At 37.6% G+C, this 11,745-nt stretch carries 14 protein-coding genes; 13 read left to right on the forward strand and 1 reads right to left on the reverse strand.

Features of this window, described 5'->3' with window-relative positions; all coding sequences use genetic code 11:
- The first annotated feature begins 7 nt into the window (after window positions 1–7).
- The 5 genes from A3EO_RS0105045 (at window position 8) to A3EO_RS12690 (ending at window position 5,388) form a co-directional block, all read left to right on the forward strand.
- Window positions 8–451 carry a phage tail fiber protein gene (locus A3EO_RS0105045; protein WP_018346263.1) on the forward strand — a complete coding sequence of 148 codons (444 nt, stop codon included), beginning with the start codon at window positions 8–10 and terminating at the stop codon, window positions 449–451.
- 58 nt (window positions 452–509) lie between these two features.
- Window positions 510–908: a phage tail assembly chaperone gene (locus tag A3EO_RS0105050; RefSeq protein WP_018346264.1), complete on the forward strand. Its 399-nt coding sequence runs from the start codon at window positions 510–512 to the stop codon at window positions 906–908.
- A gap of 177 nt (window positions 909–1,085) precedes the next feature.
- Window positions 1,086–4,208 (forward strand): hypothetical protein, encoded by a 3,123-nt coding sequence (locus tag A3EO_RS0105055; RefSeq protein WP_018346265.1) that lies wholly within the window; start codon window positions 1,086–1,088, stop codon window positions 4,206–4,208.
- Window positions 4,208–4,873, forward strand: coding sequence for a hypothetical protein (locus tag A3EO_RS0105060; protein WP_018346266.1), 666 nt, complete (start codon window positions 4,208–4,210; stop codon window positions 4,871–4,873). The genes A3EO_RS0105055 and A3EO_RS0105060 overlap by 1 nt, the downstream gene beginning before the upstream one ends.
- A gap of 20 nt (window positions 4,874–4,893) precedes the next feature.
- The gene (locus tag A3EO_RS12690; RefSeq protein WP_018346267.1) at window positions 4,894–5,388 is read left to right on the forward strand and encodes a TM2 domain-containing protein; all 495 of its coding nucleotides are present in this window, start codon (window positions 4,894–4,896) and stop codon (window positions 5,386–5,388) included.
- On the opposite strand, the gene A3EO_RS0105070 is transcribed toward A3EO_RS12690, so the two are convergent.
- Window positions 5,356–5,571 carry a hypothetical protein gene (locus A3EO_RS0105070; protein WP_018346268.1) on the reverse strand — a complete coding sequence of 72 codons (216 nt, stop codon included), beginning with the start codon at window positions 5,569–5,571 and terminating at the stop codon, window positions 5,356–5,358. The genes A3EO_RS12690 and A3EO_RS0105070 overlap by 33 nt on opposite strands.
- A gap of 108 nt (window positions 5,572–5,679) precedes the next feature.
- Here A3EO_RS0105070 and A3EO_RS0105075 point away from each other — a divergent pair, with 108 nt between their 5' ends.
- The 8 genes from A3EO_RS0105075 to A3EO_RS0105110 form a co-directional block, all read left to right on the forward strand.
- Window positions 5,680–6,333 carry a phage baseplate protein gene (locus A3EO_RS0105075; RefSeq protein WP_018346269.1) on the forward strand — a complete coding sequence of 218 codons (654 nt, stop codon included), beginning with the start codon at window positions 5,680–5,682 and terminating at the stop codon, window positions 6,331–6,333.
- Window positions 6,333–6,641 (forward strand): phage baseplate plug family protein, encoded by a 309-nt coding sequence (locus A3EO_RS0105080; RefSeq protein WP_018346270.1) that lies wholly within the window; start codon window positions 6,333–6,335, stop codon window positions 6,639–6,641. Before A3EO_RS0105075 ends, A3EO_RS0105080 begins: the two co-directional genes overlap by 1 nt.
- Window positions 6,631–7,518 carry a baseplate hub protein gene (locus A3EO_RS0105085; RefSeq protein ID WP_018346271.1) on the forward strand — a complete coding sequence of 296 codons (888 nt, stop codon included), beginning with the start codon at window positions 6,631–6,633 and terminating at the stop codon, window positions 7,516–7,518. Before A3EO_RS0105080 ends, A3EO_RS0105085 begins: the two co-directional genes overlap by 11 nt.
- Window positions 7,508–8,137, forward strand: a complete 630-nt coding sequence (locus A3EO_RS0105090; RefSeq protein WP_018346272.1) for a Gp138 family membrane-puncturing spike protein — start codon at window positions 7,508–7,510, stop codon at window positions 8,135–8,137. Before A3EO_RS0105085 ends, A3EO_RS0105090 begins: the two co-directional genes overlap by 11 nt.
- Window positions 8,137–8,487 carry a hypothetical protein gene (locus A3EO_RS0105095; RefSeq protein WP_018346273.1) on the forward strand — a complete coding sequence of 117 codons (351 nt, stop codon included), beginning with the start codon at window positions 8,137–8,139 and terminating at the stop codon, window positions 8,485–8,487. Before A3EO_RS0105090 ends, A3EO_RS0105095 begins: the two co-directional genes overlap by 1 nt.
- Window positions 8,484–9,668 (forward strand): baseplate J/gp47 family protein, encoded by a 1,185-nt coding sequence (locus tag A3EO_RS0105100; RefSeq protein ID WP_018346274.1) that lies wholly within the window; start codon window positions 8,484–8,486, stop codon window positions 9,666–9,668. The genes A3EO_RS0105095 and A3EO_RS0105100 overlap by 4 nt, the downstream gene beginning before the upstream one ends.
- Window positions 9,665–10,282 carry a DUF2612 domain-containing protein gene (locus A3EO_RS0105105; RefSeq protein WP_018346275.1) on the forward strand — a complete coding sequence of 206 codons (618 nt, stop codon included), beginning with the start codon at window positions 9,665–9,667 and terminating at the stop codon, window positions 10,280–10,282. Before A3EO_RS0105100 ends, A3EO_RS0105105 begins: the two co-directional genes overlap by 4 nt.
- An 80-nt stretch (window positions 10,283–10,362) precedes the next feature.
- Window positions 10,363–11,745: tail fiber protein (locus tag A3EO_RS0105110; RefSeq protein ID WP_026211006.1), on the forward strand; the 1,383-nt coding region annotated here is incomplete at its 3' end.

An 11,745-nucleotide genomic window follows, 5' to 3' on the forward strand; every position in this document is an offset into this window, starting at 1 on the left:
ATTTTTAATGCGTACAAATAAAGTTAAAACACTTACATCAACTAACAGCGTATTGTTGTTACGTTCAAGCGGCTTTAATGACAATTGGGTCAAGATTGAGCAATACGCCGCAGACAATGCTTTTGATTTTGGTCAAGGTGCTATCGCAGAAACATCAATGGGCGTAGATGGCGTACAATCAGGCGGATTTACACCGTATGAGGTCGATTTTAATGTTCACTTACAAGCCAACTCCCCTAGCCGTGATTATTTCGATCAAGCAATCAACTATTTCAACAATCAGCAAGAGGTCGCCGCATTTGATATTTCTTGTGAAATTCCATCAATCCGCAAGCGTTATCAAGCAACAGGCTTTTTAACACAGGTAATTACCGGCACTAACGCTAAAAAAATGTTGGAAGCCGCCAATTACACATTCAAGATTGTGATTCAATCAATTGAAGATATTTAATTTTACTCCTAGCCGCTTACGTATTTTGTAGGCGGTTTCTTTTTTTTGAGGTGAAAAAATGAGCTTAAAAACAAAAGAAATTATTATTGAAAGCGGTAGAGATAAAGGCACTAAATTTATTATTGAAGAAATGCCTATTGCTAAAGCGGATAAATGGGCAATGAAACTCTTTCTAGCGTTATCCGGTGCAGGATTTGATACAAGCAATCTTAATAATGGGATGGTATCCGTTGCCGGTTTAACGGTTGCGGTATTGAAAAATCTACCGGAAGAAAAAGTCATTGCTTTAGCAGATGAATTACTTGAATGCGTGAAAATCGTACCGGATGGCGGACGACCTAGAGCGTTAAACCTTAATTTCAATGATATTCAGGATGTAACTACATTATTTAAGTTACGTATGGAGGTATTGAAATTACACATTGGTTTTTTGCTACCCGGGAATACCCGGATTTAGGCGTAACGCCTCCATCACAAAATGAGGGGTATTTAAACTTAAGTAATATTTGCGGTGCTTTAATTTCCGCAAGGCTTGCTACTTTGCACGAGTTACAGACCATTTATAGCGTAGAAGATGCAATGGATTTAATGGAAGTACTAAGCGTTGATAACTATAACGATAGGATGATGAGAAATGTCAAACATAATTGATTCGCTTTTCTTTGAATTAGGAATTACCGGCGATTTTGAAAGACAGGTTAATGATGCCTTAAAAAACTTAAATGATTTTGATACAGGCGTTAAAAACACCGAAAAAACCGCAGATAATTTAGGGAAAAGTGCGAAACAAGTAGGCGGTATTTTCTCACAACTAGCACAATTATTCGCAAAAGGTGCTGGATTTGATGCTATCGCAAAGGACGTTAGTATTGCCAATGATGAACTTAAGGCGTTAGCTAAAAATCTAGGCTTGAACGCAGAACAATTAGCGGCGTGGGAACATTCCGCTAATTTGAATAACGGTTCCGGCAAAAGCACTATTAATTTCATCAAAAATCTATCTAACAATTTAATGCGTGATGCCACAGAGGGCAATAAGACCGTATTAAATATGCTTTCTGAATTAAATGGTCAATCGGATGAAAAGATAGATATATTTAATGACGATCACACTGTAAAAAAAGCAGATGATATTTTGCTAGAGATGGCGGACAGATTTAGCAAAATGGATCGGAATAAAGCCTATTCCATTGCCTCTAAAATGGGTATGGATGATGGCTTATTTAACACGTTGGCAGAGGGCAAGGAAAGCGCCGCTAGCAAGTTAAACATTGCAGGATTAGATCTAGAGCAAAAGAAACGCAGCGAGCTTGAAAAGCTAAAACAACAGGGCGAAAAGCAAAGCCAAAAAAACGTTAAAGTAGCCAAAGATTTACTAGAAGCCGTTACTAAATTCACTAAAGTGTTAGGGGCTTTAGGCACAATGGTAATGGCTGGCGTAGGATTTGAGCGATTAATTGAAGATATGGCTAACTTCAATAAAGAGCTTGATAACACTAGTAAAAATATTGGCGTAACCTCAACCGCTTTAACTAATTGGCGAGGTGCAGCAGCATTAGCCGGCGGCTCCGCAGAGGGAATGACTGGCTTTCTAGGTCAATTACAAAACAGCTTTAACCGCCTAGCAATAATGGGCGACACCTCCCTAGTCCCTGTATTTAATGCCTTTGGCGTAGGCGTGCTAGATGCCAACGGAAAAGTGCGTGATTTAAATGATGTACTATTGGATTTATCCGCTAGTATGTCAAAAATGGATCGGGTTCAAGCGCATACCTTAGCACAATCATTAGGTATGGATGACGGTACATTTAACCTATTGATTCAAGGTCCTGAAAAAGTAAACGCTTATTTAACTAAGGTAAGCAGTTTATATAAATCTACTGAACAAGATTTAGCAACATCACAAAAACTAACGGAATCAATTAGTTATATCAATGAACAATTCAACGCCTTGAAATTAATGATTGCTAATGCCGTAACGCCGGTATTGGTTAATATGGCGGATTATGTTACTGAATTCTTTAATTATCTACAGAAACACGAGGGCTTAGTTAAAGGCGTATTTTACGGATTTGCTACAGCTTTATCCGTTGCGTTGATACCTACTTTAATCACGGCAGCCGGCGCAGCGTTAGCGTTTATGTCGCCGTTTTTACTAACCATTTCAGCAATCTTAGGAGTGGCAGCCGCAATAGGCTTACTTTATGATGATTATGTAACTTGGGCTAATGGCGGCGAAAGTTTATTTAATTGGGATGTCTTCATAAAATGGATTAAAACCGCCAACCTTTCGATAGATAACCTTAAAAGTGCGATTTCTTTTTTAATAACCGGTTATAAGGATTGGGGCAAGGCACTTCAAGCCGGCAAAGATTGGCTAGAATTAAAAGGCTTTACTAAAAACGGTGAGGTATCTATTTCATCATTGGCAACAGGTTTCAGCAATCTTGCTAAAGATTTATGGAATACCCTACTACCGGCAATTAAAGCGGTAAGCGGCGCAGTAAGTAAAATGCTAGATGGCGATTTTAGCGGCGCTTGGGAAGATCTTAAAAATTTAAGTGTAAGTGCGTTTAACGGCGCAACTGATTTATTAAAAGAAACCGCTAAAGATGCAACGGACAGGCTTTCGGGGTTTTGGGATGTTTTAACAGGACACGATCCTGAAACTGACAAAAATTCACTTACTCAAAACAAAGAGAATTTATTAAATAATTCTACTTTAAACGAGCAAACTGAAATTTTGGCGAGGGCGGTTTCTCACGGTGAAGGGAATTACAACTCTGTTAATAGAGGCTTAGTTAACGGCAAAAATCTAGGTGCGTATGAAGAAGATTTAAGCCAACTAACTGTTAACGAGATATTAGCTAGAAATGCATTACCTGAAAGCGATCCTAGAAGAATGAATGCGGTAGGACGCTATCAAATTATTAATAAAACGTTAAAAGATTTGGTAAAACAGTTAAATTTAACTGGTGATGAGTTATTTACGCCTGAATTGCAAGACAAGCTATTTTTAGCTTTATTACCTAAATCAGCTAAAGCATATGTTAGCGGTAAAAGCGATAATAAAGTGCAAGCACTAACAGATATGGCTAAAGTATGGGCAAGTATTGGCGTTCCTGTTGCAATGCAAGGTAAACACAGATTTGTTCAGGCGGGCGAAAGTTATTACGCCGGTGATGGTGGAAATAAATCAAATAAACAATCATTATCTCTTGTTACTGCGGCATTGGATGGAGCTAGAAACGCACAAAGCGGATTAGGTCAAATCAGTAAAGAATATAACATTAGTAACAATACTGATAATTCCCAGTATGTTACTAATAACACTAACAATACTGACAATTCTCAACGCAACGATAATTCACAGTATGTTACTAATAACGATGGCGATACTCAAAACAGTACTGTTATCAATCAGCAAGAGAAGACTATTGAGGTAGCTAAACGGCAAGAAAGCGATGCAGCATTGCTAACTAAAGGGATTAATACGCTTATTAATCTTGCTAATAAGCCGTTTGTAGGGGAAGAGATAGCACAAGCCGCCAACAAAGCACAACCGCATATCGCAGCGATGACTAACCTTGCGAGAGGTCAAAATGTAGTCAATAACAATCAAACAGAAGTTGCAATCAATGGAAACATAGTTGTAAACTCTACTTCTCCAACAATTAGCGGTACAGTGGGCGATGCGATGGAAGGCTTAAGTCGCAGAATTGTCGTGCTTAACCGCAATAACTATGGGCTAAGCTAATGTTAAAAAGATTAATTCCTTTGTGTGTTATTACATTAATTTCAAATAATGCTTTTTCGGATGAAAACCTATTTTTTTGCGAGACAGAAAACGGGAAAAAGATTTATTTATCAAAAGATAATGAATTTTTTACTTATAAGGCAATAAATGCAAAAACAGGCGAGAAGGAATTAATCTTTAAAAATAGAATTTCGGATGTTAGAGAGATCACTCCAGAAGATTATCAATACACAGGACGAAGCTTAAACTATTCATATGAAGTAAAAAACGGAAGCTATTCATACGTTTTAACAACATCAACTGATAGAATTACTTTAGAGAATAGTTCATATATAACGATTTTAAAAAACGGCAAGGACATTAAAGAGCTAATCTGTAAAAATAACCGGAATAAAGAAGAAAGTATAAATTTTGATACTAAAAATGAAGAAGAAATTATCTACCAGGAAGGAACTTACAAAGTTGGCATAGATATACCTGAAGGAGAATATAAGCTAATTGAAACAGATAGTGATTTTGGTGGCTTTTATAGGGTATATCTAAATTCTGGCGATAAATTAGGATCTATTGTAACAGGCGGTTCATTTAAGCGGATGACTTATGTTACTGTTAAAAAGGGGCAATATCTTGAGTTATCAAGATGTAATGCGGAAAAAGTAAACTAGTCTAGATAAGTTTAATTATTATGAGTAACAATACTGATATCAACAATGGAAGAAAAAGATCTACTGCTATTTTGCTTGCTTTATTTACAGGCTTTGTAGGCGGTCATAAATTTTACTTAGGCAGACCAATTCAAGGAATTTTATGTATTTTATTGGTTTTTAGTGGCTTAAGTTTTTTATGGGCTATTATTGACGTATTTAGATTAATTTTTATGAGTAATGAAAAATTCAATCTAAACTACAACACGGTAAATAACGATAGCGGATTAAAAAAACGGAGCTATATAGAAACTATCATTGTAACTTGTTTTGTTTTATTTAATATTGTTATGGCGGTCTATTTATTCTCAATTTATGATAGAGCCGGATTAATTATTGGGGATTGGAGTCAAATTCCATTACTGGCGATCCCTTTTGTAAAAGCACAGATTGATGATACCATTTTAAAATGGATCGCCGGTGATATTATTCTAGGATTGTTTCTATTCTTCATACGAAAAAAGAAGTCTAACTAAATCATCATTAGATAGCGTTTTGATAAAAGACGCTATCATTTCTTCTAAAAACGCCGTTTCGCAATCATTCGCACCGCAGATAGATAACTGTTCATCAATCCTTGATACGATTTCATCAATACCTAGCATTTCGATTAGCGCATAATCTTGATCAATCAACCATTGCTTAAATTTCAGTTTCATACTTTCCTCCTCGTTTTTTTGCGATGTTATCAATAAATTAAATGTGATGTTCTAGTTACGTATCAAAAGTGCGATCGTGATTCCAAAAATGAAAAAAAAGAGGTTTTTATGTGGAATTCTATTGGCATTCCTAGCGTTCCGGGCTTACCTAGTAACATAGGTAACGCTGCCATAAAAATGGGTGGCGGATTACTAATTAATGCTATTTTTGGTAACTATTGGGGTATTTTCGATCAGAACGGCATACCGCTTTTATTAGCGGATAACGTTAAATCCGTTAAATATAAAAATACCTCAAAAGTATCTACCGCACCGCTAGAAATGGGGTCATTTACTAACTATAACAAAGTAATAGAGCCTTATAGCGTGGATGTCATAATGACTAAAGGTAGCGGTGGCGTAGTAGAGCGAAGCGCATTTTTAGGCTTGCTTGACACGTTTGCCAACAGCACTGATTTATTTATGGTAATAACTCCTGAAGCTATTTACCCTAATTGCAATATTACAGGATATGATTATTCGCGCGAGCATAATGATGGCGCAAGGCTTTTAAAAGTAAATATTCATTTACAGGAAATTAGAGAGGTTAAGGCGGAATACACTGAAACGAAAGCGGATACCTCAAGCAGTATACAAAAACAAGGTAAAGTATCGCCTACAGAAATACCTAATAACAGTGCTAACAAATCAGCATTGAAGCAAATGAGTGAAGGGCTTAAAAGCGGCATTGATAGCATTAAGAACATTTTCAAGGGGCAATAATGGCAATCTATTCAATACCGTTAAAAGCAACGCCTAATCAAGAATTGATAGTTAACTTAGGCAATCAAAATATAGGCATTACGCTAATCACTAGAAACAATAATAGCCTGTATATTTCGGTAACCGCAGATAGTGAAACTATCATTAATAACCGCATTTGTCGGGCCAATCAGCCTTTAATTGACGCGCAATACAAGCCTATCAATGGGGAATTGATGATTGTAGATAAGCTAGGGGATGCCGATCCTGTATGGCAAGATTTAAATAGCCGTTACATACTCTACTGGATAGATAAAGATGAGTTTTAGCAAAAAACGATTAAAAGTTACATTATATTTAGGCGAAAAAGACAAGGCTTTTGATGATAAAGGCAATAATACTGTTACGTTAGAAAATTTTAGGGTATCAGCGCAAATACAAAGCGGAAACGGTCAAGGCGTATCACCTACCGCTAAAATAATGATATGGGGGCTATCTCAAAATATCATTAATCAAATCACTAAAATCCATTGGAACACGGAACTATCCAATTTAAATAGCGTAAAACTAGAGGCGGATAATGGCGATGGTATCTATCACGTGGTTTATCAGGGTACTATCTCTTTTGCTTACCCTAATTTTGGTAGCGCACCGGAAAATATCTTAACGATTGATTCAGTAACCGCATTAAATCATCAGGTAGTACCGGCAAAACCTATCAGCGTAAACGGCATAGCGGATGTAGGGAAAATCATTGAGACCATTTGCAATAATATGGGAATGCGATTTGAGAACAACGGAGTAGATTTAAAATTATCAAATCCTTACTTACCGCAAACCGAGTTAGAAAAAATACGCCGCTTGTGCGAAACCGCTAATTTTAGCTTGTATATCGACAAAGATACGATCGCTATTGCGCCTAAAGACCAACCTAGAAAAACAAAGGTAGCGTTATTATCGCCTAGTACCGGCTTGATTGGCTACCCTGTCCCTAATTTACAAGGTATCACATTAAAAGCGCTTTACGAACCGAGTGTGATTTTTGGCGGCGTGATTGAGGTTAAAGATAGTTTAATTGAGATGGCTAACGGACAATGGCGTGTTTTCGGCATTACGTACTATTTAGAAAGTGAATTACCTAATGGCAGGTGGGAGATGGAAATTCAATGCGCCAACTTAACAGGAGGGGCTAAAGTTGCAAAATAACAATTACGGATTGATGAGCGTTGAGGAAATATTTAACGGTGATGGTAATTTTCAAATATTACAATTAATCAATCGTATTCAAACCGTTACTTTAGTTTTGGTTAAAGCCGTAAATGCTACCGGTGTAAATCCTGTAGGTACAGTGGATGTACAGCCTATGGTGGCACAGCTTGACGGTCAGGGTGGCATACACGAACACGGCATTATTTACAACATTCCCTATTTTAGGCTACAGGGCGGAAAAAATGCGGTAATTATCGATCCGCAAGTAGGCGATATAGGGATGTGCGGATTTTGTAGCCGTGATATTAGTTCCATTAAAAACACGAAAAAGCCGAGTTCACCTCAAAGCCGCCGCAAGTTTGATTATGCGGACGGCTTATTTTTTGGCGGTTTTTTAAACGGCACCCCTAATCAATATATCTACTTTAAAAATGGCGGAATAGATGTTATTTCGCCGGGCGTGATTACGTTGCGATCTAGTAAAGTGATTATTGATGCGCCGGTAGAAACGACCTCTACCATAACATCATCAGGCGATATGATAGCCGGCGGTATTTCGCAACAAAACCACACACACCCGGGCGATAGCGGCGGCACAACAGGAGCAGCACAATAATGGATACGTTATTTTTACACCCCGATAAATGGGATTTAGCGGTAGATGATGCCGGTAATATTGCGCTTGCTAAAGACCCTTATTCAAAAGCGCAAGACGTGGCTAGCGCAATCAGGTTATTTAAAGGCGAGTTGTATTACAACACAACGAAAGGCATACCATATTTTGATGAGACGCTAGGTAAAAAGCAATCTTTTGCATTGTATCAATACCGTTTAGAAAATGCGGCGTTGAGCGTTCCGGGCGTAGTGCGCGTAAAAGCAAAACTAGGCAGCAATGATAATAGAAATTTAACAGGTCAGGTATTTTTTACCGATCAGCAAGGTAAGGAGTTATCAATAAATCTATGAGTATACCCAATATTAAATTTACGCCGGAAGGCTTAGTTTTACCCACTGAACAAGAGATTTTAAACGCTTTATTTGATGTTTTTGACAAGGCGTTTAGCACAGAGTTAAACCGCAATTTAGAAACGCCACAAGGGCAAATCATTACCGCTTTAACAGCAATTATAGCGGATAAAAATAATCAGATTGCGTGGTTGGCAAATAATCTAGATCCATTATACAGCGATGGCAGGATGCAAGATGCGATCGGGAATATTTATTTTTTAACACGTAAAGGGCAAATTAATTCAACCGCTATTTGTGAATTTTCTGGAATGCCCGGAACAACAATACCGGCAAATTTTGAATTGATTGATACTAATAACAATCAATGGTTTTTAAAAAAATCCGTATCAATCTTACAAAACGGTACAGTAGAGGGCGAGGTTGTTGCTAACGGTACTTATAGCGCAGAAAGAAACACTATCACGAAAATGAAAAGCGCTATTGTAGGTTTGGATGCGGTAATTAATAAAACCGCCGCTATTAAAGGCACACCGCTAGAAAGCCGCCTAGACTTCGGTAAACGTATCAGAAACAGCGTAGCGATTAACTCACAAGGGATGGTAAACACCGTTTATTCAAAAGTTGCCAATCTTGAGGGCGTGCTAGATTGCTATGTTACTGATAATCCTACTGATAATGCTATTACAGTAGGTTGCACTAATTACAGTTTAGTGCCGCACAGTGTTTATGTGGCAGCGGTAGGCGGCGATGAAAAAGAAATTGCTAAAACAATATGGATTTATACCGGAAATGGTTGCGATTATAACGGTAATAAACAAATTGATATAGCGGATGACAATTATAAAATTCCTAAACCTACTTATAAAATTAAATTTATGCGACCTACCTCAACGCCTATCTATTTTCAAGTAAAAGTAAGGCGAGGCGCACAGGTAGATTATGAAAACACGGTTAAACAAGCGATTATCAATGAATTTAATAACGAAACCATTAATAGAATAGGACAGCCGCTATACGCTATGGAATACAGTAAGGCAGTTATTAACGCATTAACTGGAAGTAAATTACTAGATATTGATGTATCGCTTACCGCCTCAAATTATAGAGATTACGTGGAATTAGGTATCGACCAATATCCTACCGTAAGCGCAGATAACATAAAGGTATTATTAATATGATTGATGTTAAACAAACAATCATTAGCCAATATGCCAACAGTCCAATTATTTGCGGATTGATCGAAAGTTTAAATGATTGTTTAGACCCTAGTAAAAACATTGATGATTTTTACCGCACTATCTGGAATCTCTCTACAGCAGAGGGCATAGGCCTAGACATATGGGGGCGGATATTAGGCATAAGTCGTTATATTTTAATTACTGAAAAAAATCAGTTTCTAGGCTCTAGTTTGGCAGATAAGGATTTGCAAAATTTTAAGCTAAACACTAACTACAAAATGAATGATGAAATGTTCCGCTCTATGCTATTTATTAAGGCTTATAGCAACATCATTTATTGCACCGCTTATCATATCAATCAATTACTTACCAACCTATTTAAAAAGCGAGGGCGTGCGTATTACGTTAAAAACGGCACAATGAAAGCTCGTTATGTTTTTGAATTTAACTTATCAGCAGCAGAAAAAGCGGTTTTAATCAGTACAGATTTACTCCCTAGACCTACAGGTGTTTTAATTGATTATTATGAACCTGATATTACGAAAACATTCGGCTTTATTGAATCAGGGTTAGCACCATTCGGCGAAGGCGCGTTCTATATAGGCGATGCCTAACTATTAAATAGTTTCTCTTCTTACTTACACCCGCTCCAGAAATGGAGCGGGTTTTTTATTGCCAAAAAAAAGGAAAAGTTATGAATTTACCTAAATTACTTGCTAAAGCGTGGGCATTAACAGGATTAAAAAACGATATTCCGGATGATAGAAGCTCTGCCCTATCCGATGAACGTGCTACTTATTCAGACGGTTTCCCTCAAATCACAATGACGCCAATCGCACAAGGCGGTAAAGCACCGTCCGGCAAAGATATGAACGGCGTATTAAATGAAATTACCTCGCACATTGTTTTCCAGAATAAGGGCGGGAATTACCTTTTTAATCAAGAGTTTGCGGAGAAAATAGGCGGTTATAGTAAAGGTGCGGTATTAATTAACGATAATTACACCGCCTTTTTTATTAGCTTAGTTGATAATAACTTAACCAACTTTAACACAGTAAGCTATGCCGGCTATTGGGAAATAATCGCTACTACTGACATTAATGATTGGGTTAAACCTAAAACTATTACATCAAGCACTAATAACACTGTAGATAATACAGGGCATACGCATAATATCGATAAAGCTAGCACATCAAAAAGCGGTATTGTCCAGCTTACTAATGCGTTAGATAGCGACAGCGAAACATTAGGGTTAACCGCCAAAGCCGGTAAAACGTTAAAAACATTAATCAATGCATTAACAAGTAATCTCCAAAATTATATTCCCAATAGCAAAAAATCAAACTCTGTTATCTCTACCAGTTCTGATACCGTTGCTACCAGTTACGCCGCTAAAACCGCCTATGATAAAGGTGTTGAAGCGCTTAATGCGGCTAATTCCGCCGCCAACACGGCAAACACTAAACTAGATAAAAATGCCAATGCGGTAAGCGCAAGTAAATTACAGACCGCAAGGAAAATTTCTTTAACCGGTGCGGTTAGCGGTTCGGGAAATTTTGACGGTAGCGGCAATTTATCAATCAATACTGTTGATAATTTAACTATTGGTCTAGTCACTAGCACATCATCAACAGGTATATCTAATGCAACAACATCAAACGGCAACACTTACCTTAATGTTGTCGAAACAAGAGGCGGTGCGGCTAATGCGATTGGCTCTTCTACACGTGTAACCGGTACAGGCTTAGTTGATGTTTACAGTGATAGTTCCGGTGTTTTAACGATTAGAGGCAATAGAGATAGCGGAAAACTAAACACATCAGGCAATCAAAGCCTAGCAGGTAAATTAACTGTTGATGATATTTTACTAGCCTCTAATGGCAACCGCTCACTATCTCAAATAATTAATGCGTTTAACTGTTTATTTACCGGCAACCGTGACGGATTAAAAAATATAGTCAATAGTTGGGGGCAATCCGGCACTACTCCACTAGGTGTAAGTTACGATTTTTCAAATACTAATGCGTGGTGGATTAATTTTGGTCCGCTTTATGGCGGTCTAATTATCCAAGGGGGA

It is taken from the genome of Gallibacterium anatis DSM 16844 = F 149 (genome assembly GCF_000379785.1).
Lineage (GTDB): Bacteria > Pseudomonadota > Gammaproteobacteria > Enterobacterales > Pasteurellaceae > Gallibacterium > Gallibacterium anatis.